This window comes from Mesorhizobium sp. B2-1-3A (assembly GCF_006442655.1).
GTDB lineage: Bacteria > Pseudomonadota > Alphaproteobacteria > Rhizobiales > Rhizobiaceae > Mesorhizobium.
In genome coordinates, this window is record NZ_VFWK01000008.1 from 120,989 (window position 1) to 147,736 (window position 26,748).

General features: G+C 63.4%; 27 protein-coding genes. 18 read left to right on the forward strand and 9 right to left on the reverse strand.

Annotation, left to right across the window (positions count from 1 at the left end; translation table 11 throughout):
- Positions 1 to 383: 383 nt before the first annotated feature.
- The 3 genes from FJ977_RS29570 (at position 384) to FJ977_RS29580 (ending at position 1,827) form a co-directional block, all read left to right on the forward strand.
- Positions 384 to 914, forward strand: coding sequence for an Rrf2 family transcriptional regulator (locus tag FJ977_RS29570; protein WP_140775740.1), 531 nt, complete (start codon positions 384 to 386; stop codon positions 912 to 914).
- 12 nt (positions 915 to 926) lie between these two features.
- Positions 927 to 1,385, forward strand: coding sequence for a carboxymuconolactone decarboxylase family protein (locus FJ977_RS29575; RefSeq protein WP_140775741.1), 459 nt, complete (start codon positions 927 to 929; stop codon positions 1,383 to 1,385).
- Positions 1,386 to 1,449: 64 nt separating this feature from the next.
- Positions 1,450 to 1,827 (forward strand): DoxX family protein, encoded by a 378-nt coding sequence (locus FJ977_RS29580; RefSeq protein WP_140775742.1) that lies wholly within the window; start codon positions 1,450 to 1,452, stop codon positions 1,825 to 1,827.
- 8 nt (positions 1,828 to 1,835) lie between these two features.
- Here the strand turns inward: FJ977_RS29580 and FJ977_RS29585 are convergent, their stop codons facing one another.
- Together FJ977_RS29585 and FJ977_RS29590 are read right to left on the reverse strand one after the other, a co-directional pair.
- Positions 1,836 to 2,558 carry an SDR family oxidoreductase gene (locus tag FJ977_RS29585; RefSeq protein ID WP_140775743.1) on the reverse strand — a complete coding sequence of 241 codons (723 nt, stop codon included), beginning with the start codon at positions 2,556 to 2,558 and terminating at the stop codon, positions 1,836 to 1,838.
- Positions 2,555 to 3,388, reverse strand: a complete 834-nt coding sequence (locus FJ977_RS29590; protein WP_140775744.1) for an SDR family oxidoreductase — start codon at positions 3,386 to 3,388, stop codon at positions 2,555 to 2,557. Before FJ977_RS29590 ends, FJ977_RS29585 begins: the two co-directional genes overlap by 4 nt.
- A 104-nt stretch (positions 3,389 to 3,492) precedes the next feature.
- On the opposite strand from FJ977_RS29590, the gene FJ977_RS29595 reads away from it, so the two are divergent.
- Positions 3,493 to 4,365, forward strand: coding sequence for a helix-turn-helix transcriptional regulator (locus tag FJ977_RS29595; protein ID WP_140775745.1), 873 nt, complete (start codon positions 3,493 to 3,495; stop codon positions 4,363 to 4,365).
- Between the two features lie 9 nt (positions 4,366 to 4,374).
- Here FJ977_RS29595 and FJ977_RS29600 read toward each other — a convergent pair whose 3' ends face one another.
- Positions 4,375 to 5,010, reverse strand: a complete 636-nt coding sequence (locus FJ977_RS29600) for a TetR family transcriptional regulator C-terminal domain-containing protein (protein WP_056571933.1) — start codon at positions 5,008 to 5,010, stop codon at positions 4,375 to 4,377.
- 242 nt (positions 5,011 to 5,252) lie between these two features.
- Between FJ977_RS29600 and FJ977_RS29605 the strand changes: the two genes are divergently transcribed.
- The 5 genes from FJ977_RS29605 to FJ977_RS29625 all read left to right on the forward strand — a co-directional run bounded on the left by FJ977_RS29605 (position 5,253) and on the right by FJ977_RS29625 (position 10,196).
- Positions 5,253 to 6,581 carry an aspartate aminotransferase family protein gene (locus FJ977_RS29605; RefSeq protein ID WP_140775746.1) on the forward strand — a complete coding sequence of 443 codons (1,329 nt, stop codon included), beginning with the start codon at positions 5,253 to 5,255 and terminating at the stop codon, positions 6,579 to 6,581.
- A 71-nt stretch (positions 6,582 to 6,652) separates the two neighbouring features.
- Entirely contained in the window at positions 6,653 to 7,903 is a 1,251-nt protein-coding gene (locus FJ977_RS29610) for a Zn-dependent hydrolase (protein WP_140775747.1), read from the forward strand.
- Between the two features lie 66 nt (positions 7,904 to 7,969).
- Positions 7,970 to 9,421 (forward strand): dihydropyrimidinase, encoded by a 1,452-nt coding sequence (hydA, locus tag FJ977_RS29615; protein WP_140775748.1) that lies wholly within the window; start codon positions 7,970 to 7,972, stop codon positions 9,419 to 9,421.
- A gap of 2 nt (positions 9,422 to 9,423) precedes the next feature.
- Entirely contained in the window at positions 9,424 to 9,795 is a 372-nt protein-coding gene (locus FJ977_RS29620) for a hypothetical protein (RefSeq protein WP_140775749.1), read from the forward strand.
- Positions 9,796 to 9,818: 23 nt separating this feature from the next.
- Positions 9,819 to 10,196 (forward strand): hypothetical protein, encoded by a 378-nt coding sequence (locus FJ977_RS29625; RefSeq protein WP_181180111.1) that lies wholly within the window; start codon positions 9,819 to 9,821, stop codon positions 10,194 to 10,196.
- 17 nt (positions 10,197 to 10,213) lie between these two features.
- On the opposite strand, the gene FJ977_RS29630 is transcribed toward FJ977_RS29625, so the two are convergent.
- Positions 10,214 to 10,618, reverse strand: coding sequence for a cupin domain-containing protein (locus tag FJ977_RS29630; RefSeq protein WP_140775750.1), 405 nt, complete (start codon positions 10,616 to 10,618; stop codon positions 10,214 to 10,216).
- A 130-nt stretch (positions 10,619 to 10,748) separates the two neighbouring features.
- On the opposite strand from FJ977_RS29630, the gene FJ977_RS29635 reads away from it, so the two are divergent.
- The 4 genes from FJ977_RS29635 to FJ977_RS29655 all read left to right on the forward strand — a co-directional run bounded on the left by FJ977_RS29635 (position 10,749) and on the right by FJ977_RS29655 (position 14,953).
- Positions 10,749 to 11,540 (forward strand): ABC transporter ATP-binding protein, encoded by a 792-nt coding sequence (locus FJ977_RS29635; RefSeq protein WP_056571950.1) that lies wholly within the window; start codon positions 10,749 to 10,751, stop codon positions 11,538 to 11,540.
- Positions 11,541 to 11,910: 370 nt separating this feature from the next.
- Positions 11,911 to 12,789, forward strand: coding sequence for an ABC transporter permease (locus tag FJ977_RS29645; protein ID WP_140775752.1), 879 nt, complete (start codon positions 11,911 to 11,913; stop codon positions 12,787 to 12,789).
- Complete coding sequence (locus tag FJ977_RS29650) at positions 12,786 to 13,940, forward strand: ABC transporter permease (protein ID WP_140775753.1); 1,155 nt, start codon at positions 12,786 to 12,788, stop codon at positions 13,938 to 13,940. Before FJ977_RS29645 ends, FJ977_RS29650 begins: the two co-directional genes overlap by 4 nt.
- Positions 13,941 to 13,981: 41 nt before the next feature.
- The gene (locus tag FJ977_RS29655; RefSeq protein WP_140775754.1) at positions 13,982 to 14,953 is read left to right on the forward strand and encodes an ABC transporter substrate-binding protein; all 972 of its coding nucleotides are present in this window, start codon (positions 13,982 to 13,984) and stop codon (positions 14,951 to 14,953) included.
- Between the two features lie 59 nt (positions 14,954 to 15,012).
- Here the strand turns inward: FJ977_RS29655 and FJ977_RS29660 are convergent, their stop codons facing one another.
- Positions 15,013 to 15,471 carry an Lrp/AsnC family transcriptional regulator gene (locus FJ977_RS29660; protein ID WP_140775755.1) on the reverse strand — a complete coding sequence of 153 codons (459 nt, stop codon included), beginning with the start codon at positions 15,469 to 15,471 and terminating at the stop codon, positions 15,013 to 15,015.
- Between the two features lie 122 nt (positions 15,472 to 15,593).
- Between FJ977_RS29660 and FJ977_RS29665 the strand changes: the two genes are divergently transcribed.
- Together FJ977_RS29665 and FJ977_RS29670 are read left to right on the forward strand one after the other, a co-directional pair.
- Positions 15,594 to 16,877 carry a cystathionine gamma-synthase family protein gene (locus FJ977_RS29665; RefSeq protein WP_140775756.1) on the forward strand — a complete coding sequence of 428 codons (1,284 nt, stop codon included), beginning with the start codon at positions 15,594 to 15,596 and terminating at the stop codon, positions 16,875 to 16,877.
- 156 nt (positions 16,878 to 17,033) lie between these two features.
- Complete coding sequence (locus FJ977_RS29670; protein ID WP_140775757.1) at positions 17,034 to 17,477, forward strand: CHRD domain-containing protein; 444 nt, start codon at positions 17,034 to 17,036, stop codon at positions 17,475 to 17,477.
- Between the two features lie 44 nt (positions 17,478 to 17,521).
- On the opposite strand, the gene FJ977_RS29675 is transcribed toward FJ977_RS29670, so the two are convergent.
- From FJ977_RS29675 to FJ977_RS29685, 3 genes are all read right to left on the reverse strand, one after another.
- Complete coding sequence (locus tag FJ977_RS29675) at positions 17,522 to 19,171, reverse strand: thiamine pyrophosphate-binding protein (RefSeq protein WP_140775758.1); 1,650 nt, start codon at positions 19,169 to 19,171, stop codon at positions 17,522 to 17,524.
- On the reverse strand, positions 19,168 to 20,343 hold the full coding sequence (locus FJ977_RS29680; RefSeq protein WP_140775759.1) for a CaiB/BaiF CoA-transferase family protein: 1,176 nt from the start codon (positions 20,341 to 20,343) through the stop codon (positions 19,168 to 19,170). The genes FJ977_RS29675 and FJ977_RS29680 overlap by 4 nt, the downstream gene beginning before the upstream one ends.
- A gap of 99 nt (positions 20,344 to 20,442) precedes the next feature.
- Positions 20,443 to 21,375 (reverse strand): alpha/beta hydrolase, encoded by a 933-nt coding sequence (locus FJ977_RS29685; protein ID WP_140775760.1) that lies wholly within the window; start codon positions 21,373 to 21,375, stop codon positions 20,443 to 20,445.
- A gap of 183 nt (positions 21,376 to 21,558) precedes the next feature.
- Between FJ977_RS29685 and FJ977_RS29690 the strand changes: the two genes are divergently transcribed.
- Complete coding sequence (locus FJ977_RS29690; RefSeq protein WP_140775761.1) at positions 21,559 to 22,566, forward strand: ribonuclease; 1,008 nt, start codon at positions 21,559 to 21,561, stop codon at positions 22,564 to 22,566.
- Between the two features lie 139 nt (positions 22,567 to 22,705).
- Here the strand turns inward: FJ977_RS29690 and FJ977_RS29695 are convergent, their stop codons facing one another.
- A complete protein-coding gene (locus FJ977_RS29695; protein ID WP_140775947.1) occupies positions 22,706 to 23,992 on the reverse strand; it encodes a GGDEF domain-containing protein in 1,287 nt (428 codons plus the stop codon).
- A gap of 253 nt (positions 23,993 to 24,245) precedes the next feature.
- Here FJ977_RS29695 and ettA point away from each other — a divergent pair, with 253 nt between their 5' ends.
- Both ettA and tam read left to right on the forward strand, forming a co-directional pair.
- Positions 24,246 to 25,895, forward strand: a complete 1,650-nt coding sequence (ettA, locus tag FJ977_RS29700) for an energy-dependent translational throttle protein EttA (protein WP_140775762.1) — start codon at positions 24,246 to 24,248, stop codon at positions 25,893 to 25,895.
- A 44-nt stretch (positions 25,896 to 25,939) separates the two neighbouring features.
- Positions 25,940 to 26,710 carry a trans-aconitate 2-methyltransferase gene (gene tam / locus FJ977_RS29705; RefSeq protein ID WP_140775763.1) on the forward strand — a complete coding sequence of 257 codons (771 nt, stop codon included), beginning with the start codon at positions 25,940 to 25,942 and terminating at the stop codon, positions 26,708 to 26,710.
- Positions 26,711 to 26,748: the final 38 nt, after the last annotated feature.

The following is a 26,748-nucleotide window of genomic DNA, read 5'->3' on the forward strand; positions in this document are numbered from 1 at the left end:
GGCTTGATTGCCACGTGGTTCCCCCAATCCGTCGCTGCTTCGCAGCGCCACCTTCCCCCCTCCAGAGGGAAAGGAAGGGAGCTTGGCTGGACGAGCGTTGACGGCAAGAAGCCTGGCGCGCCTTTCCTCTCCCCCGTCGATCGGGGGAGAGGTGGCTCGGCGAAGCCGAGACGGAGTGGGGGTCGACCAGCATGCGCCAAGCTGCCATGCACGCTATCGCCAAAGACCAACCGCTCGGAAGTGTGTGCATGCCGTTGCATGAAACGGGGTGCGAGGAACCCAAGTTCTGTGAAGCCATCGCGAACGTGTGAATTTTAGCATTTCTCTATTGCGGATAAAAATTATCCACGATAAAAGATATCCATGAATTGGAGATCGGCATCATGAGGCTTGGCGAGGGCGTTGAGGCGGCCATCCACTGTGCGGCCACGCTGGCCAGCGTGGACGGAAACAGCACAATGCCGGGTGCTGCGCTTGCCGAGTCCTTTGGGCTGTCGCCGAGCTATCTGCTGAAACATCTCAACATGCTGTGCGCGGCGCGCATCCTGGAATCGGTATCGGGGCCAGCTGGCGGCTACCGGCTGGCGCGGCCGGCGGAGAGCATCACTCTGCTCGACATCGTGCTGGCCATCGAGGGGCGTGAACCGGCTTTTCGCTGCGGCGAGATCCGCCGCAACGGTCCGGTCAAGCTCGACGCCTCGGCCTATGTCAAACCCTGCGGCATCAATGCCGCGATGCTGAAAGCCGAGCGCGCCTATCGGGCAGCGCTCGCCGAGACGAAGCTGTCCGACATCGTGGCGGACTACGCGTCGGAAGGGGACCCCAGATCGTTCGCCGCGAGCTGCGCCTTCGTCGCGCGCCACCAGCGGCCGCAGAAATCCAGTTCCACCCCGCAAAATCCAAAGCAGACATGAAAGGACATCAAGATGAAACAGAGGATGCAATTCTTCGCCAAGGCGCCCGAAATCATGAAGGCGGTGTCGGCGCTCAACAAGGTGGTCGACGAATGCGGGCTGGAGGTGAGCCTGCTGCACCTGATCAAGCTCAGGGCCTCGCAGATCAATGGCTGCTCCTACTGTGTCGAGATGCACAGCCGCGAGGCGAGGCGCGACGGAGAAACCGAGCAGCGGCTCTATCTCGTCGCGGCCTGGAAGGAATCGCCGCTGTTTTCCGAACGCGAGCGCGCCGCCTTCGCCTGGACCGAAGCGGTGACCCTGATCGCCGACAATGGCGTCTCTGACGAACTTTATGCCCGCACGCTTGAGCATTTCTCGGACGAGGAACTGGTCAAGCTGTCGGTTGCGCTCGGCATGATCAACACCTGGAACCGGCTTTGCATCCCGTTCCACGCCATCCATCCGATGCCGGCTGCCAAGGCAGCCTGATTTTCTTCCGCCATGGGAGCGCCGCCGAGGCGGCGGCGCTCCAACAGTTTCAAAGGGGCGTCTGATGCCTGTCGATTTGCCTTCGACCCTGTTGTTTCTCGGCCGCCTGTTGCTCGGCGGCGCCTTCGTCTTCGCCGGCCTGCGCAACATCCAGAACGCGGCTTTCCTGACAGGGCTGATGACCGCGCGCGGCGTGCCACGGGCGCGGCTGGCCTTGTGGGCCGGCATTGTGCTCCAGATCATTGCCGGCGCCTTGGTGATGGCTGGTCTCTGGACCGCGATAGCCTGCGCGGTGCTGGTGGTGTTCCTGGTCGTCGCGACACCGATGTTCCACAATTTCTGGGACCATCAGGGCCCGGACCGCGCGGCACGCATCAACGGCGTCGTCGGCAATGTCGCGCTGGGCGGCGGCTTCCTGACGCTGATCGCACAGTCATTCTAAAGCCGAAGTCACGCGGCAAATCGCAAGCCGCCGTCGCAGGTCAGCACCTGGCCGGTCATGAAACCGTTGGAGACGAGGAAGGCTATCGCAGAGGCGACATCCTCGGCACGGCCAACCCGGCCCACGGGCGTCTTGTTGGCATATCCGGCAAAGACCGCCTGTCGCTGCTCGTCGGGCAAGAAGTCCCACCACGGCGTGTCGATCACACCGGGCGCCACGACGTTGACGCGCAGCGGCTTCAACTCCACCGCCAGGATCGGCGCCACGGTCAACAGCATGCCGTTGATGGCGCCGATGCCGGCGATGCCTGGCATGGCGACCTGAGCCGATACCGCCGATATGAAGGTGACAGATCCGCTCTTGCTGAGCGTCGGCAGCGCTGCCTGCAGGCACGACAGTTGCGGCCGCACCTTCTCCTCGACGCCACTGCCGATGTCGGCAAGGTCGAGGGTTTCGAAGGGACCAAGGCCCTTGCCGCCGCTCGCGGCCAGAACAAGGTGGTCGAACGGGCCGAGGCCCGCGAAGAACTGACGCACTTCATCCGGCTTCGAAGCGTCGAACGCGGCCTTTTCCGCAGCGCCGCCAAGGCTCTTCCAGGCGCCGTTGAGCTTGTCCGGGTTGCGCCCGGTGATCGTTACCTTCATGCCCGGCCCAATCAGCTTGCGCGCGGTCGCCAGGCCGATGCCGGATGAGCCGCCGATGATGACTGTGTGTTCTGTCCTGTCGGTCATGAATGTTCCTCCTTCGCTGTTGCCAGCCCGACAAGGTCGAGGCTCAGGCTGCGCAATTCTTGTCTTGCCCTGGCGTCGTAGGCCTGGGCGTCGGCGCGGGATTCGCGCAGGCCGTCGAAATAGAGACCGCTGCGTCCTTCGAGCGCGGACGACGTCGCGAGGTTGACGATCGCGTCGGCGCCGGTTTCGACCGAACTCCATGGCGTCACGCCCGCCTGCCGGACCATGGTGGTGTTCATGTAGCTCGCCGGATGCAGCGCGTTGACGGTGACGCCGGTGCCTTTCAGCTCTTCCGCCAGATCGACGGTGAACAGGATCTGCGCCAGCTTGCTCTGGCAGTAGGCGCGCACGCCGCTATAGCCCTCAGCCAACATTACATCGCCGAAGTCGATTGCCTGCTGGCCGGCTGAAGCGACATTGACGATGCGCGCCGGCGCACTCGCCTTCATTAGCGGCAGAAGGTCAAAGGTCAGCAGGAAGCTGGCGAGATAGTTGACCGCGAAACGCAGTTCGTAACCGTCGGCGCTGACTTGTCGCTTGGCACCGGCAGTGCCGATGCCGGCATTGTTGATGAGGATGTGGAGCCGATCCGTTCGGGCGCGCACGGCCTCGGCGATGCGGCGAATTTCGGCCAGCGATGCGAGGTCGGCGGCCAGGAAGTCGGCTCTGCCGCCGGCGGTCTCGATTTCGGCGACGACGGCCTTGCCGCGCGTGGCATCGCGGCCGTGCACCAGCACGCGTGCGCCGACGGCGCCCAGCCTTTGCGCAACGACGCGACCGACGCCATCGGTCGAGCCGGTGATGAGGATTGTCTTGTCTTTCAGGTCCATGTCCGGAGCCTCCATTTCGTCGCTCCGAGCCGAAGATGGGACATCCGGCAGGCCTCAAACAGTTCAAACTTTATCCTGGTATCAGTACTGCTATAATAAGCGTCATGGATGCTCCCTCTCATTCCGCTGAAGACAGCCGCCGGCGCGAGCTCGGCGCTTTCCTGCGCTCGCGACGCGAGAGGCTGACGCCCTCGGCAACCGGTATCGCGACCGGCCTCAGGCGGCGCACGCCGGGCCTGCGCCGCGAAGAAGTGGCGATGATCGCCGGTGTCGGCACCACTTGGTACACCTGGCTGGAGCAGGGCAGGGACGTGCGCCCGTCGGTGGAAGTGCTGACGGCGCTCAGCGAGGCGCTGCGGCTGGACCCGGCTGAGAAGCGTCATCTGTTCACGCTTGCCGGCCGCCAGCAGCCGGAGCGGCGGCGCATCGTGCCGGCGAAGGTCGACGGGCCCTTGCTGCACATGCTGCAGAGCCTGGTCCTGCAGCCCGCCTATGTCGTCGGCCCGCGCTGGGACGTGCTGGCCTGGAATGACGCGGCCGTTGCCATTTTCGGCGATTACGGTCTGTTGGAGGGGGATGCCCGCAACATCATCCATGGCGTTTTCACCGATCCGCACCGTCGGCATCTGCTGGTCGACTGGGAGCAGGTGGCCCGCGCTACTCTCGCCGCGTTCCGTGCCGAAAGCGCGAAGTATGTCGGCGATCCGGATTTCGAGCGGCTGATCGCGCTGATGATGCGCTCAAGTCCGGAGTTCCGGGAATGGTGGCCGCAGCGCGACGTCGTGCACCGCCTGTCCGGCATGAAGCACCTGCGCCACCCCACGGCCGGTCCGATGGTGTTCGAGCATATGAGCCTGTCGATCGATGACGGCTCGGACATGAAACTGATCGTCTACACGCCGCTCGCCGAGCAGAACTCGATCGCCAAGCTGCGCAATCTGCTCGACGACCTTCCGGCCGAGCGTCGCAGCGCCTGAACCATCGGGTCAGCCCTTCGGCTTCAGCCCCTCGAGAAACAACTGCTCCAGAAACCGCGCCGCGTCCTCGAAGCGGCCGTCGCCGCCGCGGTTCGGTCCCAGCACCGCGCGGACCTGGACGTCGAAATCGGCATAGTGCTGCGTCGTCGCCCAGATCGAGAAGATCAGGTGCCAGGGGTCGGTCTTGGCGATCTTGCCGGCACGCATCCAGCCCTTGATGACGGATGCCTTCTCGTCGACCAGCGTCTTCAATTCGCCGGCCAGCAGCGGCATGATGCGCGGCGCGCCTTGCAGGATCTCGTTGGCGAACAGCCGGCTCTCGCGCGGAAAATCGCGCGCCATTTCGAGCTTGCGCCTGATATAGCTCCTGAGCTCGGTCATGGGATCGCCGATGTCGTCGAGTTCACGCAACGGCGCCAGCCAGGTGTCGAGCAGGCGCTGCATCAAAGTCTCATGAATGTCTTCCTTGCGGCGGAAGTAATAGAGCAGGTTCGGCTTCGACATGCCGGCGGCTTCGGCGATCTGGTCTATGGTCGAGCCGCGGAAGCCGTTGGTGGAGAACACCTCGAGCGCGGCCTCCAGGATGACTTCGCGCTTTTCCTGCTGGATGCGGGTGCGGCGGGGGGCTTCCGTGCCGGTGTTCACCGTTGCGGACCCTTGCTTTGCCAAATCTCGCGTTCAAGGTCATCTGGACCAATTCTCTGGACCAGTTTTTCCCCAGGCTGTGGAACGCACTTCAGGAGCCGCATTTCCGCTAGTAATCCCTTGACCGCCGACAGGGCGGTGCTAACGTTTGTCCAATCGGTCAAAAATTTGCGTAGCATGAAAATGGCGCAAAGACCAAGCGTTGGACGCACCGAAACAGGTTACAAGGGGAAGTCTTGGTCATGTCCAACCGGCTGAAAGTCACGCCGAACGATCTCAGTGCATTCTGGATGCCGTTCACGGCAAACCGGCAGTTCAAGCAGGCGCCACGCATGTTCGTGTCCGCCAAGGACATGCATTACACGACCAGCGACGGCCGCAAGGTGCTGGACGGCACCGCCGGCCTGTGGTGCGTCAATGCCGGCCACTGCCGGCCGAAGATCACTGAGGCGATCCAGCACCAGGCCGCCGAACTCGACTACGCGCCTGCCTTCCAGATGGGCCATCCGATCGTGTTCGAACTGGCCAACCGCCTGGTGGACATCGCGCCCAAGGGGATGGACCACGTGTTCTTCACCAATTCCGGTTCGGAATCGGTCGAGACCGCGCTGAAGATGGCGATCGCCTATCACCGGGTGAAGGGCGAGGGCTCGCGCACCCGCCTGATCGGCCGCGAGCGCGGCTATCACGGTGTCAATTTCGGCGGCATCTCGGTCGGCGGCATCGTCACCAACCGCAAGATGTTCGGCACGCTGCTCGGCGGTGTCGACCACATGCCGCACACGCATCTGCCGGAGAAGAATGCCTTCTCCAAGGGCGTGCCGGAACATGGCGCGGAACTCGCCAACGAGCTGGAACGCATCGTCGCGCTGCATGACGCCTCGACCATCGCCGCCGTCATCGTCGAGCCGGTCGCCGGCTCCACCGGCGTCATCCTGCCACCCAAGGGCTATCTGCAGAAGCTGCGCGAAATCTGCACCAAGCATGGCATCCTGTTGATCTTCGACGAGGTCATTACCGGTTTCGGCCGTCTTGGGGCACCGTTCGCGGCCGACTATTTCGGCGTGGTTCCCGATATCATGACCACCGCCAAGGGCGTCTCCAACGGCGTCATCCCGATGGGCGCGGTGTTCGTGAAGAAGGAAATCCATGACGCCTTCATGACCGGCCCCGAGCACATGATCGAGTTCTTCCACGGCTACACCTATTCGGGCAATCCGATCGCGTGTGCGGCCGCACTCGGCACGCTCGATACCTACAAGGAAGAAGGCCTGCTTACCCGTGGCGAGGAACTGGCGCCTTATTGGGAAGACGCGCTGCACTCGCTGAAGGGCGAGCCGCATGTCATCGACATCAGGAACATCGGCCTGATCGGCGCGATCGAACTGGCGCCGATCGCCGGCAGCCCGACCAAGCGCGCCTTCTCGGCCTTCGTCAAGGCGTTCGAGCGCGGCGCGCTGATCCGCACCACCGGCGACATCATCGCGCTGTCGCCGCCGCTGATCATCACCAAGGGCCAGATCAACGAACTGATCGACCATGTGCGTGAAGTGCTGCGGTCGATAGACTAGACTTGCTTTTATCTGGGCGGGTGGCGATGGGAACCGCCACCCGCCCAGAGCATGAAATGGAAGGATTTTGAATGGCCGCACCCGGCGAGAATCTGCGAATCAATTCAGATCGTTTGTGGGATTCGCTGATGGAGATGGCGAAGATCGGCCCCGGCATTGCCGGCGGCAACAATCGCCAGACCGTGACCGACGAAGACGGCGAAGGCCGGCATCTGTTCAAGCGCTGGTGCGAGGCCGCCGGGCTCGAAATGGGCCTCGACGAGATGGGCACCATGTTTGCCCGCCGCGAGGGCACCGATCCCAGCCTGCCGCCGGTCTATGTCGGCAGCCATCTCGACACGCAGCCTACAGGCGGCAAATATGACGGCGTGCTCGGCGTTCTGGGCGGGCTGGAAGTCGTGCGCTCGCTCAACGATCTCGGCATCAAGACAAAACATCCGATCGTCGTCACCAACTGGACCAACGAGGAAGGCTCGCGTTTCGCGCCGGCGATGATGGCGTCGGGCGTGTTCGCCGGTGTGCTCGATCAGGCCGATGTCTATGAGCACACGGACAAGAACGGCAAGAAATTCGGCGAGGAGCTGGAGCGCATCGGCTGGAAGGGCACCGAGAAAGTCGGCGATCGCAAGATCCACGCCTTCTTCGAACTGCATATCGAGCAGGGCCCGATCCTCGAGGACGAAGACATCGACATCGGTGTCGTCACCCACGGCCAGGGACTGAAATGGCTGCAGGTGACGCTGACCGGCAAGGAGGCGCATACCGGCTCGACGCCGATGCCCAAGCGCCGCAATGCCGGTCTCGGCATGGCCCGCGTCATCGAACTGGTGCACGAAATCGCCATGGACTACCAGCCCGACGCCGTCGGCGCGGTCGGCCACATGGAGGTCTATCCCAATTCGCGCAACATCATCGCCGGCCGCACCGTATTCACCATCGACATACGCTCGCCCGAGAAGGAAGTGCTGGACGCCATGGACGGCCGCATCCGCGAAGGCATCGACACGATCTGCGAGGCGCTGGATATCCAGTACAAGGTCGAGCAGGTCGGCCATTTCGATCCGGTCACTTTCGATGCCGGCTGCGTGAAGGCCATCCGCGATGCCGCCGAACGGCTTGGCTACACGCACCGCAACATCGTCTCGGGTGCCGGCCACGATGCCTGCTGGATCAACCGCGTCGCGCCGACCGCCATGGTGATGTGCCCCTGCGTCGATGGGCTTAGCCACAACGAGGCCGAGGAGATCACCAAGGAATGGGCTTCTGCCGGCGCCGACGTGCTGTTCCACGCGGTGGTGGAGACGGCTGTCATCGTGGAGTGAGCTTTAGACATCCAGATTCCAAACGCCGCTCATAAAGAAGCGCGAAAAGAACAAGGGAACAAGAAAATGACCAAAGTCATCAAGAACGGCACCGTCGTCACCGCTGACCGCAGCTGGAAGGCCGACGTGCTGTTCAGCCACGGCAAGATCGTCGCCATCGGTTCCGACCTGCATGGCGACCATGAGTACGACGCCACCGGCTGCTATGTGATGCCGGGTGGCATCGACCCGCATACCCATCTCGAAATGCCGTTCATGGGCACCTATTCGGCCGATGATTTTGAGTCCGGCACGCGTGCGGCCCTTGCCGGCGGCACCACGATGGTCGTCGATTTCTGTCTGCCGGCGCCGCAGCAATCGCTGTTAGAGGCCCTGCAGATGTGGGACAACAAGACCTCCAAGGCGTCGTGCGACTACTCCTTCCACATGGCGATCACCTGGTGGGGCAAGCAGGTGTTCGACGAGATGGCGACCGTCGTCGACAAGGGCATCACCTCGTTCAAGCACTTCATGGCCTACAAGGGCGCGCTGATGGTGGATGACGACGAGATGTATGCGTCGTTCCAGCGCTGCGCCGACCTTGGCGCGCTGCCGCTGGTGCATGCCGAAAATGGCGACGTGGTTGCAGCCCTGTCGCAGAAGCTGCTGGCCGCCGGCAACAATGGACCCGAGGGCCATGCCTATTCGCGCCCGCCGGAAGTGGAAGGCGAGGCGACCAACCGCGCCATCATGATCGCCGACATGGCCGGTGTGCCGCTCTATGTCGTGCATGTCTCCTGCGAGCAGAGCCACGAGGCGATCCGCCGGGCGCGCCAGAAGGGTATGCGCGTGTTCGGCGAGCCGCTGATCCAGCACCTGACGTTGGATGAGAGCGAATATTTCGACAAGGACTGGGATCATGCGGCGCGCCGCGTGATGAGCCCGCCCTTCCGTAACAAACTGCATCAGGATTCGCTGTGGGCCGGCTTGCAGGCTGGGTCGCTGCAAGTTGTGGCGACCGACCATTGCGCCTTCACCACCAAGCAGAAGCGCTTCGGCGTCGGCGATTTCACCAAGATCCCCAACGGCACCGGCGGTCTTGAAGATCGCATGCCGGTGCTGTGGACCCGGGGCGTCAACACCGGGCGGCTGACGATGAACGAGTTCGTGGCGGTGACCTCGACCAACATCGCCAAGATCCTCAACATGTATCCGAGGAAGGGCGCCATCGTCGAAGGCGCTGACGCCGACATCATCGTCTGGGATCCGAAGCGGAAGAAGACGATTTCCTCGAAGAAGCAGCAGTCGGTCATCGACTACAACGTGTTCGAGGGCGTCGAGGTGACCGGCCTGCCGCGCTTCGTCTTCTCGCGTGGCGAACTGTCGATCGAGGAGGCCGAGGTCAAGGCAAAGCCGGGGCATGGCCAATTTGTCGGCCGCGAGCCGAACGCCGCGGTAAACCGGGCGCTGTCGACGTGGAAAGAGATTACCGCGCCGCGCAAGGTGGAGCGCACCGGCATCCCGGCGACGGGCGTCTGAGCTTGGCGCGATCCGCGGCGCTCATCGCCCTGGTCCTGGCGACGGTTGCCGGTGGTCCGGCAACTGCTTCCGGCGTGCTGGCCGGTTCCTGGGGCAATGATGAAGGCTGCGCCGGCGTCAAGGCCGGCCATCAGGACAGCGACGGCTATATCGTGCTGACGGCGGAAGGCATCGAGACCTACGGCAGCGGCTGCCGTTTCGCGCAGCGATTGACGGTGGCGCCGGGTGCGCAATCCGTGAAGTCCAGCTGTTCCGCCGAGGGTGAGGCGGGGACAACGGCCGAAACCGTCGTGGTCACGAATAAGGGAGAGGATGGCTTCTTCGTCACCATCCCCGGCCTTGAGGAATTGGGGCCGCTGCAATCATGTTCTTGAATCTGGGCAATGGGGGAATGAGCATGCGTGGTTTTGGTCTGTCTGTTGCGATGGTTGTCATTTTGGCTGCTGGTCAGGCTTTGGCGGCAGGCATCGACCTGTCGAAACCCTATGGCGACAAATATGGCTGTATCAACCGCAATGGCCAGGAAGTCGCCGCCGACCAGATGCTGCTTTTGACCGACAAGGAATTGATCACCGCCGCCAGCGCCTGCACCTTCTCGAAGACGCAAGCGCAGGCTGACGGATCGCTGGTGGTGACGGCGACATGCGAGGCGGAAGGCGAAGACGGACAGGAGCCGACCAAGTTCACCATCAAGCACAGCGCCAAGAACGCCAAGAAGCTGACGATCACCGATGAGGACGGCAACGTCATGGGAGAAGTCGTGCCGTGCAAATGACGGCGATCCCGTCAGCCTCAGGCGACCAGGCCATCCAGTTCCGGCAGCAGGACGACGCTTTCCTGTTCGTTGGGGTCGGTGCGGGCGATGACGGCCGAGGACGGGGCGTTGCTCAGATTGGCCGGCAGATGCGGTACGCCGGCGGGGATGTAGAAGAGGTCGCCGGCCTTGACGACGATGTGGTGTTCGAGCCGGTCGCCATACCAGGTATGGACTTCGCCGGAGAGGACGTAGATCGCGGTCTCGTGGTTCTCATGCAGATGCGCCTTGGCGCGGGCGCCGGGCGGCATGGTGAGCACATGCATGCAGATGCCGGACGAGCCGACCGATTCGGTGGCGATGCCGGCGAAATAGGTCAATCCCTGCTTGCCTTCATAAGTGCTTTCAGGGCGGATAAGATGGCAAGTGGGTTTGGGCGACATCGGGGAACTCCGGGCGTCGATTTGAGTGGGACAAGACCAATGGGACTGGGCGAGTGGAAAACAACATCGCTATAAAAGCAATCGGAATCCGGACGGCGCCGCAGGGGCGGGAACAGGCAGGCGGCAGCCGATGACCGGAATTTCGCCAGCCGTCGTCGCGGCAAGCAAACTTGGCCTCACCTTCCAGACCAATGACGGACCGGTCCAGGCGCTGTCCAATGTCGACCTGACCATCGGCAAGGGAGAATTTGTCTCCTTCATCGGGCCGTCGGGTTGCGGCAAGACCACGCTGCTGCGCGTCATAGCCGACCTGGAGAAACCGACATCGGGGACGATTTCGGTCAACGGCATGACCGCGGAGCAGGCCCGCGAGAAGCGCGCCTATGGCTATGTCTTCCAGGCCGCCGCGCTGTTTCCGTGGCGCACGATCGAACGCAATGTCGCGCTGCCGCTGGAGATCATGGGCCTCTCCAGGGCGGAGCAGGCCGAGCGCATCAAGCGCACGCTCGACCTCGTCAACCTCTCGGGATTCGAGAAGAAATACCCCTGGCAGCTTTCCGGCGGCATGCAGCAGCGCGCCTCGATCGCGCGTGCGCTCGCCTTCGACGCCGACCTCTTGTTGATGGACGAGCCATTCGGCGCGCTGGACGAGATCGTGCGCGACCATCTCAACGAGCAATTGCTGCAACTGTGGGCGCGCACCAACAAGACCATCTGCTTCGTCACCCACTCCATTCCCGAAGCCGTCTACCTCTCGACGCGCATCGTGGTCATGTCACCGCGCCCGGGGCGTGTCAGCGACATCATCGAATCGACACTGCCGAAGGAGCGGCCGCTCGACATCCGCGAAACGCCGGAGTTTCTGGCGATCGCCGCGCGCGTGCGCGATGGTCTGCGGGCAGGGCACAGCTATGATGATTGAGCGGGCTCAGGACGAGGTTCCTCCTCTCCCCACCGGGGAGAGGGTGGCCGGAGCGAAGCGGGGGTCGGGTGAGGGGGCGGCTATCCGTGTCTTCGTCATCCTAGGGCGGAGCAAGGAGCGAAGCGACGCGGCGCAGACCCTAGGATCCATGCCGTTACCTTTATGCTCCGCAACGGTCCTGAGCGTGGCTCCCTGCACCTCGCACCGTTTGGCGGGCATTCTCAGCCGCTTGCGCCCTTCGACCAACGTCACGGAATGGATCCTAGGGTCTGCGCAGGCCGCTTCGCGCCTGCTCCGCCCTAGGATGACGAAGGCGTGGTGGGCCGCTCGCGTTGCGCGGAGCGGTCGCCTCACCAGCGAGGCTCGCTAGATGGACTCCTTCCGCGACAAGCTCGTCCCTGTCACCTCGATCCTGGCCGGCGTGGTCGTGCTCTGGTACGTCATGGCCGTCGTCCTCAACGCGCCATTCCAGCGCGATCTCGACACTCGTGCCAACGAAACCCCCGGCACCGTCGAATTCATCGGCAAGACGCTGTCGCAGCCGAAGCCGACGCTCCCGGCGCCGCATCAGGTGGCGGTGAACTTCTTCGAAAACACCTTCCTGCGGCCCATCAATTCGAACCGCAGCCTCGTCTACAACGCCTGGGTGACATTGTCCTCGACGCTGCTCGGCTTTGCCTTCGGCACCGCGCTCGGCATCATCATCGCGGTCGGCATCGTGCATGTGGCGACGCTCGACCGCAGCCTGATGCCGTGGATCATCGCTTCGCAGACCATTCCGATCCTGGCGGTGGCGCCGATGATCATCGTCGTGCTGGCGGCGATCGGCATCACCGGCCTGATCCCGAAAGCGATGATCTCGACCTATCTGTCGTTCTTCCCGGTGACCGTCGGCATGGTGAAGGGGCTTCGCTCGCCCGAGATCATGCATCTCGACCTGATGCACACCTACAATGCCAGCCGTGCGCAGACCTTCTGGAAATTGCGTGTCCCGGCCTCGGTGCCGTTCCTGTTCACCTCGATGAAGGTGGCGGTGGCGGCGAGCCTGGTCGGCGCCATCGTCGGCGAACTGCCCACCGGTGCCGTCGCCGGCATCGGTGCCAAGCTGCTCGCCGGCGCCTATTACAGCCAGTCCATCGACATCTGGTCGGCGTTGGTCGCGGGTTCCATCGTGGCGGCACTTCTGGTCATGGTGGTCGGCATTGCCGGTCGCCTCGTCGACCGCGCCATGGGCGGGAGGCCGGCATGAACTGGCTGAAACCCTCCTGGCAAGCGGTGCTGGCGATCGTGCTCTGCCTGATAGCGGTCGCCCTCGGCGCGATGTCGAAGCCGGAAGCGGCAGCGCTTGCGGACCCGACCACCAGCATCAACTATCCCTATCCCGGAACCAAGGGTTTGATGCTCGGCCTGGCGATCGTGGCGGCGCTGATCTCGATGATCAGGATTCCGTCCCTTGCGGAGGCTGCCGTGCTGTTTGTCGGCGCCCATCTCGTTGCCTGGCTGCTGATCTCGGGCATCGCGGGGTTCGAAGGCACGGCACTGGCGCCGTATTTCCTGCTGCTCACGGCCGCCTGGCTGCTTGGCTGGCGCTGCGTGGCGGTGCTGTCCAGCCTTCGTCCGATGAGGGGCTTGGCCCGCAACGCGCTGCGCCTGATCATCCCGGCCATATTCGGCGCCTGGATCCTGATCATCTGGGAAGCGGTGACGCGCGGCGCCGGCATTCCCTTCATTCTGTTGCCGCCGCCCAGCGCCATTGGCGCGCGCATCGCCAGCTCCCTGCCGGTGCTCGGCGCTGATGTCCGGCAGACCATCTTCAAGGCGGTGCTCTTCGGCTATGTCGTCGGCAGCGGCGCCGGTTTCATCACCGCGATCCTCGCCGACCGCGTGCCGTTCCTGCGGCGTGGGCTCTTGCCGATCGGCAACATGGTCTCGGCGCTGCCGATCATCGGCGTGGCGCCGATCATGGTCATGTGGTTCGGCTTCGACTGGCAGTCCAAGGCGGCTGTCGTCATCATCATGACCTTCTTCCCGATGCTGGTGAACACAGTCGCCGGTCTGGCCGCCTCAGGCCATATGGAGCGCGACCTGATGCGTACCTATGCGTCGGGTTACTGGCCGACGCTGGTCAAGCTCAGGCTGCCGGCGGCGGCCCCCTTCATCTTCAACGCACTGAAGATCAACTCGACGCTGGCGCTGATCGGCGCCATCGTCGCCGAGTTCTTCGGCACGCCCGTGGTCGGCATGGGCTTCCGCATCTCGACCGAGGTCGGGCGGATGAACATCGACATGGTCTGGGCCGAAATCGCAGTTGCAGCACTTGCGGGTTCGGTCTTTTATGGCGTGGTCGCTCTTGTCGAAAGAGCCGTCACGTTTTGGCATCCCTCTGTCCGTGGTGGATAGGGGCGGTGGGTTTAAGAGCACTAACTTCAGAGGGTAAAAGAATGAAAAAACTGATTATTCCCGTTCTGGCCGGCGCGATGTCGCTGGCCGCGTTCCAGGCAATGGCCGCCGACAAGGTGACGTTGCAGTTGAAATGGGTCACGCAGGCCCAGTTTGCCGGCTACTATGTCGCCAAGGCCAAGGGTTTCTATGAAGCCGAGGGTCTCGACGTCGACATCAAGCCGGGCGGCCCGGACATTGCGCCCGAGCAGGTGATCGCCGGCGGCGGCGCCGACGTCATCGTCGACTGGATGGGTGGTGCACTGGCCGCGCGCGAAAAGGGCGTGCCGCTGGTCAACATTGCCCAGCCGTTCAAGAAGGCCGGCATGGAGCTGGTCTGCCCGAAGGACGGCCCGATCAAGACCGAAGCCGACTTCAAGGGCCACACACTCGGTGTCTGGTTCTTCGGCAACGAGTATCCGTTCTACGCCTGGATGAACAAGCTCGGCCTCAAGACCGAAGGCGGCCCGGACGGCGTCACCGTCTTGAAGCAGAGCTTCGACGTGCAGCCGCTGATCCAGAAGCAGGCGGACTGCATCTCGGTCATGACCTACAATGAGTACTGGCAGCTGATCGACGCCGGCTACAAGCCGGAACAGCTCACCGTGTTCAACTACTCGGCCATGGGCAACGACCTGCTCGAGGACGGGCTCTATGCCTCGGAAGACAAGCTCAAGGACCCGGCCTTCGAGGACAAGATGGTGCGTTTCGTGCGCGCCTCGATGAAGGGCTGGAAATACGCCGTCGACAACAATGACGAAGCCGCCGGCATCGTCATGGACGGCGGCGGTCAGGACGAGAACCACCAGAAGCGGATGATGAGCGAAGTCGCCAAGCTGATCGACAATGCCGACGGCAAGCTCGATCCGGCGACCTACGAGCGCACCGCCAAGGCGCTGCTCGACCAGAAGATCATCACCAAGGAGCCGACCGGCGCCTACACCACCGCCATCACCGACAAGGCGATCAAGTAAACCTTGCAGAGCGTGATCCCGCAAAGGTCATGCTCACAACGTAAAATGGAACGGCGCCCTCAGAGGCGCCGTTCCTTTATGGTGTTCATGACGAAGCTGGTCTCGATCGAGGCGACGCATTTCAGCCGCGCGATCTTCTCCTTGACGAAGCGCTCATACTGTTCGAGGCTGCCCGTCACCACCTTCAGCACATAGTCGCGCGAACCGGTGACGAGATGGCATTCCAGCACCTCTTCCCAGCCGCGGATCGCGTCCTCGAACATGACGATCTCGTCCTCGTTCTGCCGGCTGAGCCGGATGGTGGCGATGGCGACCATGCTCCAACCGAAGGCGGCGGGGTCGACCAGCGTGGTATAGCCCCTGATGACGCCGGTCTCCTCCAGCCGCCGCACGCGCCTGAGGCAAGGCGACGGCGACAGGCCGATGCGCTCGGCAAGCTCGTTGTTGGTGATGCGGGCATCCGCCCGCAATTCCCTGAGAATCCTGAGGTCGAAGTCGTCGGCTATCTTCTGCTGCACTTTCGCTCTCTCGCGGCAATTTATTGCCGACATGCAGCCATGCGAGCCCAAGAATAGCAACGACTGGCTGATCGGGATCGCATAAATTGCGGCGGAATACCCCTCGAAAAGCAGGAAAAGCCATGACCGCGCCGCGTCCGTCGAAAACCCATATCGGCAACCACAAGCTCCATCCGGAGACGCTGATGCTGAGCTACGGCTTCGATCCGCAGCTTTCGGAGGGCGCGGTCAAGCCGCCGGTGTTCCTGACCTCGACCTTCGTGTTCAAATCGGCGGAAGAGGGACGCGACTTCTTCGACTACACGTCCGGCCGCAAGGAGCCGCCGAGCGGCACGGCGTCGGGTCTGGTCTATTCGCGCTTCAACCATCCCAACAGCGAGATCGTCGAGGACCGGCTGGCGGTCTATGAGGGGACGGATGCCTGCATCCTGTTTTCATCCGGCATGTCGGCGATCGCCACCACGCTGCTCGCCTATGCCCGCCCGGGCGATGTCATCCTGCATTCGCAGCCGCTCTATGGCGGCACCGAGACGCTGTTGACGCGCACGCTTGCCGGATTCGGCATCGGCGCCGTCGGCTTTGCCGACGGTGTTGACGAGAAAGCGGTGCGCACAGCCGCCGATGCCGCGGTGGCGAAGGGGCGCGTGTCGGTCATCCTGATCGAGACGCCGTCGAACCCGACCAACAGCCTTGTCGACATTGCGCTGATCAAGACGATCGCCGACGAGATCGGCGCCAGGCAGGGCTCAAGGCCGATCATCGTCTGCGACAACACGCTGCTCGGCCCGGTGTTCCAGCGGCCGATCGAGCACGGCGCCGACGTCTCGGTCTATTCGCTGACCAAATATGTCGGCGGCCATTCCGACCTGATCGCGGGCGCGGCCATGGGCAGCAAGGCGGTCACCAAGCCGATCAAGGCGCTGCGCGGCGCGATCGGCACGCAGCTCGACCCGCATTCCTGCTGGATGCTCGGCCGTTCGCTGGAGACGCTGTCGATCCGCATGGAGCGGGCCAACGACAATGCGCGCCTGGTCGCCGAATACCTGCGTGACCACGCCAAGGTCGAGAAGGTGCATTATCTGCCGTTCCTGGGCGAGGACACGCCAGCTGGCCGCACTTACAGGGCGCAATGCAGCGGCGCCGGCTCGACCTTCTCCTTCGACATCAAGGGCGGTGAGAAGGCGGCTTTCGCCTTCCTCAACGCCCTGCAGATATTCAAGCTGGCGGTAAGCCTCGGCGGCACGGAGTCGCTCGCCAGCCACCCGGCGGCGATGACCCACTCCGGCATTCCCCTCGACGTGCGGCAGCGCATCGGCGTGCTCGAGACCACGGTCAGGCTGTCGATTGGCGTCGAACATCCCGACGATCTGATCGCCGATCTGACGCAGGCGTTGGCGGCGGTCTGACGACTCTCTGGCGACAGAAGGGGCGGGCGATCGCCCCTTTTGCTGCTTTCCGGTCACAAAACCGTGTGCAGGGAAACATTGCGCCGCCCAGCCGTTGCGGTTGAGCATGCGCGTGACGGGGAGCCGCGACGCATGCGACAGCCACGGAGGTCCTTAATGCGCACATATTCCATCTTGCCGGTGCTTTCGGCGTTGGCCATTTCGACCGCTTTCGTCTTCGCATCCCCGGCCATGGCCGAGGTGGTGAAGTACAAGGCGACGCTCGACGGCAGCCAACAGAGCCCGCCCGTAACCACTAAGGGCAAGGGCACCGCCACCCTCACATTCGACACCACCAAGAAGAAGCTCAGCTGGGACGTGAAATATTCCGGCCTCAGCGGACCGGCGACGGCAGCGCATATTCACGGCCCGGCGGCGATGGGTGCGAATGCCGCTCCCGTCATCCCGTTCAAAGGCAAGCTCAAGAGCCCGATCAAGGGGTCCGCAACGCTGACGGACGCACAGGCTGCCGACCTGGCGGCTGGCAACTATTATGTCAACGTCCACACCGCCGCCAACAAGGACGGCGAGATCCGCGGCCAGATCGAGGCAGCGAAGTAGCGCAAGCGCTTCGACAAAAGGGGCTTATAACCGCCCCTTTTGAATCACGCCTTATCGCGGATCTGAGTGAGTGTGCGGGTCGGCGTGATTGCTTCCGGATCGAGCCTGATTTCAACGATCGCCGGCTTGCCGCTGGCGCGCGCTCGCTCGAAGGCGGGCGCGAAATCGGCCGTCTTCTCAACTGTCTCGCCATGGCCGCCATAGGCACGGGCCAGCGATGCGAAATCGGGGTTCTTGAGGCCGGTGCCGACGACACGGCCGGGATATTCGCGCTCCTGGTGCATGCGGATCGTGCCGTAGATGCCGTTGTTGACGACGATGACGATGATCGGCAGGTCATACTGCACGGCGGTGGCGAATTCCTGGCCGTTCATCAGGAAGCAGCCGTCGCCGGCAAAGGCGATCACGGTGCGCTCCGGGAATAGCGCCTTGGCGGCGACCGCGGCCGGGGTGCCATAGCCCATCGAACCCGATGTCGGCGCGGCTTGTGTACCGAAGCGGCGGGAGCGGTGGAAGCGATGCACCCAGGTGGCGTAGTTGCCGGCACCGTTGGTGAGGATGGCGTCGTCGGGAAGTACCTTCTCCAGATAATTCATGATCGGTCCCATCTGGACCGGGCCGGGGCCGGTTTCCGGTGGTGTCGACCAGTCGAGATAGGCGGCGTGCAGTTTCGCCGGCTCTTCGTTCCAACCTGGTGTCGCAGCCGGTTTGCGTTTGGCGAAAGCCTCGACGAAAGCCGAGGGCGAGGCGTGGATCGCCAGCGTCGGCCGGTAGACGCGGCCGAGCTCGCCGGCATCGGCGTGAACATGAACCAGCGCCTGGTCGGGGTAGGGGCTTTTCAGCAGCGTATAGTCGGAAGACGGCATTTCGCCCATGCGGCCGCCGATCAGCAGCACGAGGTCGGCCTGTTTGATGGCGTTGGCCAGTTTCGGATTAATGCCGATGCCGACATCGCCGGCATAGTTCGGGTGCAGATGGTCGAACAGCATCTGGCGTCGGAAGGAACAGCCGACCGGCAGCGACCATGTCTCTGATATGGCGCGCATGTGCGCCACCGCTTCCTCATTCCAGCGCGTGCCGCCGAGGATGACGAACGGGCGCTTGGCGCTGGCAAGCAGCATCTCCAGCGCGTCGAGTTCGGCCGCGCCGGGGTATGTCTCGACCGGCGTATGGGGAAGTGCGTCCGGCGCGTCGACCACGCTGGTCAGCATGTCCTCGGGCAACGAGATGACCACCGGGCCGGGACGCCCCGATGTCGCCACGGCGAAAGCACGGGTGACGAATTCCGGGATGCGCGCGGCGTCGTCGATCTCGACCACCCATTTGGCGATGTCGCCGAAGAACCTCTTGTAGTCCACCTCCTGGAACGCCTCCCGCTCCTTGGCGTGGCTGGCGACCTGGCCGATGAACAGGATGAGCGGAACCGAATCCTGCATGGCGATGTGGATGCCGGCCGAGGCGTTGGTGGCGCCGGGGCCACGGGTGACGAAGCAGATGCCCGGCTTGCCGGTCAGCCTGCCCTGGCAGTCCGCCATCATCGCGGCGCCACCTTCCTGGCGGCAGACGATGGTGCGGATCGCCGAGTCGTGCAGCGCGTCGAGCACCGCGAGATAGGATTCGCCCGGCACGCAGAAGATACGGTCGGTGCCGTTCGCTTCCAGCGCTTCGACGATCAGTTGTCCACCGGTCTTCATTTGCCTGATCTCTCCAGCTCAGCGAGGATTTCGTCGGTATGTTCGCCTAGGCGCGGCGAAGGGCGTTCATAGACCAGCGGCGTGCCCGACATCACCATCGGCGCGCGCACGGAAGGCAGACGGTTGCCATGGCCGTCGTCGAGGTCGAGCCGCATGCCGCGCGCGATCGTCTGCGGGTCGGCGAACATCTGGCCGATCGTGTTGATCGGGCTCGCCGGCACGCCGGCGGCTTCGAGCTTTGCCAGCAGCGGATCGCGATCAAGGATGCTCAGCGCCTCGACGACGCGTTCGCGCAGCTTGACCCGGTTGGCGACCCGGGCGGGGTTGGTAGCGAAATCGGGATTGGCGGGCAGATCGCCCAGCCCGACGGCGGCGCAGAATTTCTGGAACTGACCGTCATTGCCGACCGCCAGGATGATGTGGCCGTCACGGACCGGCACCACCTCGTAAGGCGCGATGTTCATATGCGCATTGCCCATCTGCACCGGCGACTTGCCGGAGACGAGATAGTTGAGGTTCTGATTTCCGAGCGCCGAGATCTGCGTGTCGAACAGCGCCATGTCGATGTGCTGGCCTTGGCCGGTCTGGTCGGCGTGCCGCAGCGCGGCCTGGATGGCGATGACCGAATAAAGCCCGGTGAAGATGTCCGAGATGGCGACGCCGGCCTTTTGCGGCTCACGGCCAGGCTCGCCGGTGATCGACATCATGCCGGCCATGGCCTGGATGATGAAGTCGTAGCCGGCGCGTGGCGCATACGGACCGTCCTGGCCAAACCCGGTGATCGAGCAATAGACGAGGCGGGGGTTGATCTGGCGCAGGCTGTCATGGTCGAGCCCGTATTTCCTGAGCCCGCCGAGCTTGAAATTCTCGATCAGCACATCCGATGTGGCGACCAGCCGGCGGATGGTTTCGGCACCCTCAGGCGTCGAAAAGTCGATGGCGATGGAGCGCTTGCCGCGATTGCAGGAATGGTAATAGGCGGCCGACAGGTTCTCGCCGTCATGGCTCATGACGAAGGGCGGGCCCCATTTGCGGGTGTCGTCGCCGCCGTCGGGGCTTTCGACCTTGATGACATCGGCGCCGAGATCGGCAAGCAACTGTCCAGCCCAGGGGCCGGCCAGGATGCGGGCGAGTTCGATGACGCGGACGCCTTTCAGCGGGGGTTCAGCCATAAATCACCATGATTGCCGCAATCACCGTGATTGCCGCGAAAGCAGAGGCTCTACCAAGCCCGGCAAGGGCTGTCACGGCCCTTGCAATAGGCCAATCCGTCACGCCTTCAGGGCACCGTCGGCCCAAGCGGCGAAATCGTCCATGATGATGTCGCGATTCACCTCGTTCAGGCTTTCGTGGCGGGTGTCGGCGTAAACCTTTGAAACGAGATTCGAAAAGCCCATCCTGAGCATGCGGTTGGCAAGGTGGGTGATGCCCTTGCCGTAGTCCGAAGCGGGGTCTTTCTCGCCGCCAACGATGGCGACCGGAAGGTCGCGCCGCACGCTCGTGAACCCGGCATCCTTGCCGCCGTTCATCGCCATCGAGACCACATCGTGCCACATCGACACCGAGGCGTCCCAGCCGCATAGCGGATCGGCGATGTATTTTGCCACCTCCGCCTCGTTGCGCGACAACCAGTCGAACAGTGTGCGATGGTTGGGCACCGCCTTGCCCCAGGCCTGGAAGGTGAGTTTCGGCAGCAGGCGCGATGGAACGTCGGAGCCCAGCCGCATCCGTTCCCAGGCAAGGATGCCCAGCGCCACCTGCCCAAGCCGCCCTTGCGAGAAATTGCCGTTCCAGATCGCGGCGGCATGGACACGCGGCGAGTGGCTCAAAAGGTAGTTCAGCGCTATCGACGCGCCCATCGAATGACCGAAAAGGATGACCGGCAGATCAGGGCATTCGCTGGCGATCAGGTCATGGATGGCATCGACGTCGGCGATCACCTTGGCCTGGCCATCCTTGTCGGCGAATTTGCCGAGCGGCGCGTCGGGCGCCTTGGTCGCGCCATGGCCGCGATGGTCGTGAACATAGACGTGGAAGCCGCGCGCGGCCAGGAAATCGGCGAAAACGGCATAGCGCGCGGCGTGTTCGGCCAGGCCATGATTGATCTGGACGACGGCACGTGGCCGGCCGTCGGCATGCCTGACGAGGAGATTGAGATCGGCGCCGGTCGGTGAGCGGACCATGCGTTGTTGACTGAAAGGCATGGCCGCCTGCTCTCGCCCCTATTTATCGTTGTTGGTTTTGTTTGCGCCGGCGCCGGTTTCGCGTCAATCCACAGCAACTGCTTTTGCGCGACGATGTTTCTTGCGTTTGGCCAGCAAAACATCGCAATTCTGACATGGAGACAGCTTCAGTCTGTCGCCCACTTTCTTCAGCCGGGGATTCTCATGCGCATTGGTGTTGTTTTCGGATTGGCCATGCTGGCGGTATCGCTGGCCGGCGCGGCGCATGCCGACGTCAAGATGAGCGGCACTTTCGTCGCCGACGCTGCCTGTCCGGCAACGCAAGCCATCAAGAACAGCAAGAATCCCGGCAATGTCTCGACCGATGCCGGACAGAGCTACCAGCTGCTGGCCGGCAACAAGGACGCGCCGACACATTATCTGATCCTGGTGCCGGGCGCCGATCCGGAGCGCCGCTGGGTGAAGGTCAGTTGCGGCCATCTGTCGGGCAGCAGTGCGGCGACGGTGCCGGCGGCACCTGGCGGACAAGGCAAGCTCGCCGCCTCTGGCAAACCCGAATATGTCTTCGCGCTGAGCTGGCAGCCGGCTTTTTGCGAGACCAAGTCGAACAAGACCGAGTGCAAGGCGCAGAACCCGAACGAGTTCGATGCCACCAATTTCACCCTGCACGGCCTGTGGCCGCAGCCGAACGGCAATTTCTATTGCCAGGTGGCGGCCAACGACAAGGCCAACGACAATCCGGCTCACTGGAAGGACCTGCCGCCGGTCAATCTGGACGCCGGCACCCGCAAGGAGCTCGATCAGGTGATGCCGGGCACGGCGTCCCAGCTGGAGCGGCATGAGTGGATCAAGCACGGCACCTGCTACGGCAAGAGCCAGCAGGAGTATTTTGCGGATGCGCTCAGCCTGATGCGGGAGGTCAACAGCTCGCCGGTGCGCGATCTCTTCGTCAAGAACATTGGCGGCAAACTGACGGCGGACCAGATACGTGGTGCCTTCGACACCGCGTTCGGCGCCGGGGCAGGGGACCGCGTGCGGGTGTCCTGCGTCATCGATCCCACGAGCGGCCGGCGGCTGATCGGCGAACTGACGCTTGGCCTTGCCGGTCCGATCGGCCCGAACGCTTCGCTCAAGGACCTGTTGCTCGCCTCGGTGCCGACCAACAAGGCCGGTTGCCCGACCGGCACCGTCGACGCGATCGGGTTCCAGTAAGCACGCCGCGGCTTCCGGGTACGCGCCCGAACGGCTGTCGACCGCCCGTGAAGCACTGCGCTGAAATGGCTGGCGATCGCGTTGATGACGGCCCTGACGCTGACGAGCATTCGGCGCCAGAGAAAATCCCGGACCGGCGCTACAATTGCCCCGACTTGGTCCAGGCGACCGCCATATCGGCCTCAGGGCCGCCTGGCTCACCGACGACGCGATCGCGCCCGGTCGACTTCGCCTTGTAGAGGCGCTGGTCGGCGAGCGCGAACAGATCGGCAAGGCAGCGGGTCGTTTCGCTGACGGTTGAAACGCCGGCGCTGACGGTCAGCTCGAAGCGGCTGGTGACGGCCGACGCCTTGACCGCGTAGCGGATGCTTTCGCCAAACAGCCTGGCGACCGAATGCGGACGCGAACTCAGGACGGCGAATTCCTCGCCGCCGATCCGGAACACCTGGTCTTCGGCGCTGGCCACCTCGCGAAGCAGGGTGGCAACCGCCTTCAGCACCTTGTCGCCCTCGGCATGGCCGAAACGGTCGTTGATCGACTTGAAATGGTCGACATCGATGATCAGCAGGCTGAGTGGCCTCGCCGTGCGCAGGCTGACCTCGACCGCGGCTTCCCCGTCAGCGTCGAAGCGGCCGCGATGCAGCAGGCCGGTCAGGCCGTCGCGGCCGACATGCTCGACCAGTGCTTCGTAGCGCTCGCGGTAGGTCAGGGTTTGGAAAATGTCGGTCAGTCCGCGCGGCAGCGGAATGTCGCGCTCCTCGAACCATCTCAGGTAAGCCACGAGCATGCCGCTGAAGGCCAGGGCCGCGGCCATCTTGGCGAACCAGCCGCCGAAGAAGACATCGATCGGTGCGCCGGCAACGAAATGCAGCGCGGTGAAGAAACCCGCCTGGTCGAAGGTCAGTACGCAGGCGACGCAAATCAGGATGCGCGCGAACTGCGCCTGGCGCAGGTACCGGCCAAGCTTTTCATAGATCAGGATGAGCAGGATGGCGTCGATGAACAGCAGCGTCGTGCCCCACACCATCAGCCAGCCCATCTCGTCGATGAAGCCGATGTCGGGCAGCCGGCCGTCAGGCAGCGGCGCGATGGCGTGCAGGCGCAAGAGCAGCACCAGCCCGATCATCAGCCCATTGCCCAGCAGCAGGCCGTAGATCGGCTGGCGTACGGTGGCCGCGTCCTCCTTCATGTAGAGCAGGAGGAGCATCACCAGCTTGCCCGAAAACAGCACCGCCGAGCCCGGCGAAACCATGCCGAACGGCAAGGCGACATAAAAGACGCTGGCGAGATAGGTTTCCAGGAAGTGCATGACGCCGAGCGCGCAGACGAAGACGCCCAGACCAATGCGCTTCCTGAAGCGGAAAAGCGTCACCATGACGCTGAAGTAGACGATCGCTTCGGCAAGGAGCAGGAAACTGTTCAACAATGCCGTCGATCCGCTCTCTTTCCAGGAAACGCCGTAAGCCAGCGATTCCACCCCGATCCTGTTTTGACGATGAAGGGTTAACCGGAGCTTTCAGCGGCTTCGTTGCCGATGGAAATCTTCAGGCGGCGGCGCACACTTGTCCGTGTGGTCGGCTTGATCTGGCAAAAGCGATTGCCGTTCGCCGCCGCATCGCCTACATAGCGGCCAACCTCCATTCAAATCGACAATTCAGTCAGTTTCAGGGAAAGCGCGCGTGGCACGCCAGTTCATCTATCACATGTCCGGCCTGTCGAAGGCCTATGGCACCAAGAAGGTGCTCGATAACGTTCATCTGTCCTTCTACCCGGACGCCAAGATCGGCATTCTCGGGCCGAACGGCTCGGGTAAGTCGACGATCCTGCGCATCATGGCCGGGCTGGACAAGGAGTTTCAGGGCGAGGCGTGGTTGGCCGAGGGCGCGACAGTCGGCTACCTCCCGCAGGAGCCGCATCTCGACCCCAAGAAGACCGTGATGGAAAACGTCATGGAAGGCGTCGCACGGAAGACGGCCATCATCGAACGCTACAACGAGCTGATGATGAACTATTCCGACGAGACGGCCGACGAGTCCGGCAAGCTCCAGGACGAGATGGACAGGCTGAACCTGTGGGATCTCGAGCAGCAGGTCGAGATGGCGATGGACGCGCTGCAGTGTCCGCCAGGCGATTCCGAAGTGACCAACCTGTCGGGCGGCGAGCGCCGCCGTGTGGCGCTTTGCCAGCTTCTGTTGCGCCAGCCGGACCTGTTGCTGCTCGACGAACCGACCAACCATCTCGACGCCGAGACCACGGCGTGGCTCGAAAAGCACCTGCGCGACTATCCCGGCTCGGTGCTGATCATCACCCACGACCGATACTTCCTCGACAATGTCACCGGCTGGATCCTCGAACTCGATCGCGGCCGCGGCATTCCCTACGAAGGCAACTACACCAAATATCTCGATGCCAAGGCCAAGCGCCTGATCCAGGAAGGCCGCGAGGACGACGCTCGCCAGAAGTCGATCTGGCGCGAGCGCGAATGGATCCAGTCCTCGCCGAAGGCTCGTCAGACCAAGTCGAAGGCGCGTATCAAGGCCTATGAGGAACTGGTCGAGCAGTCGCAAAACCGCAAGCCGACCGACACGCAGATCGTCATTCCCTCGAGCGAGCGTCTCGGCAATGTGGTCATAGAGGTCGAAGGCCTCAACAAGGGCTTTGGCGACGAGCTCCTGATCGAGAACCTGTCGTTCCGGCTGCCGCCGGGCGGCATCGTCGGCGTCATCGGCCCGAACGGCGCCGGCAAGACGACGCTGTTCAAGACCTTCACCGGCCAGGAAAAGCCGGATGCGGGCACCGTGCGCATCGGCGAGACGGTCAAGCTGGGCTATGTCGACCAGAGCCGCGATGCACTGGATGGGAACAAGACCGTCTGGGAAGAAATCTCCGGCGGCGCCGAAATCATCAAGCTCGGCAAGCACGAGATCAACAGCCGCGCCTATTGCTCGTCCTTCAACTTCCGTGGCGGCGACCAGCAGCAGAAGGTCGGCAACCTCTCCGGCGGCCAGCGCAACCGCGTGCATCTGGCCAAGATGCTGAAGAATGGCGGCAATGTCCTGCTGCTCGACGAACCGACCAACGACCTCGACACCGAAACGCTGGGAGCGCTGGAAGACGCGCTCGAAGCCTATGCCGGCTGCGCCGTCATCATCAGCCACGACCGCATGTTCCTCGACCGCATGGCGACCCACATGCTGGCCTTCGAAGGCGACGCGCATGTCGAGTGGTTCGAAGGCAATTTCGAGGAATATGAGAAGGACAAGCTGCGGCGCCTGGGCGCCGAAGCGGCGGCCCCGCACCGCATGACGCACAAGCGGCTGACGCGGTAGGGACCATGGAGGCGGCGAATTCTCAAACCATATGAGGAGTTCAAATGGCTGACTGGTCCGCCGCCCAATATCTGAAATTCGAGGATGAGCGTACGCGGCCCGCGCGCGACCTGGCAGCCCAGGTGTCGGTCGATTTCCCGCGCCGGGTCGTCGACATCGGTTGCGGGCCGGGCAATTCGACCGAGCTCCTGGTCGAGCGCTGGCCGGATGCTCAGGTGAGCGGTTTCGACACCTCTTCCGACATGATCGAAAAGGCGAGGGCGCGCCTGCCCAATGTCAGCTTCGACCTCGCCGATGCTTCGACATGGCAGCCGGCCGAGCCGGTCAATGTCATCTTTGCCAATGCGGTGTTCCAGTGGCTGCCCGAGCACCCTGCGGTGTTTCAGAGGCTGATGGGCTTCCTCGCGCCCGGCGGTGCGCTGGCGGTCCAGATGCCCGACAATATGGCCGAGGATTCGCACCGGCTGATGCGCGAGACCGCCGCCGAAATGCCGTTTGCGGCAAAGATAAAAGGCGCGGCGCGCGCGGCGCTGCCACCAGTGTCGTTCTACTACGACCTGTTGTCGCCGCTCAGCGACCGGCTCGATATCTGGCACACCATCTACAATCATCCGCTGGCCGATGCCGAGGCGATCGTCGAATGGGTCAAGGCGACCGGGCTGAAGCCGTTCCTCGATCCGCTGGATGCGGACGAGCGCAAGCTGTTCCTCGACAGCTACACGGCCAAGATCGCCAAGGCCTACCCCAGAACGGCAAACGGCAAGGTTCTGCTGCGCTTTCCGCGAATTTTCATTGTCGCAAAAAGGGCCGGCTAGGAAAGAATTACCCACTTTGCTTGAGCCCTGACGCGGCC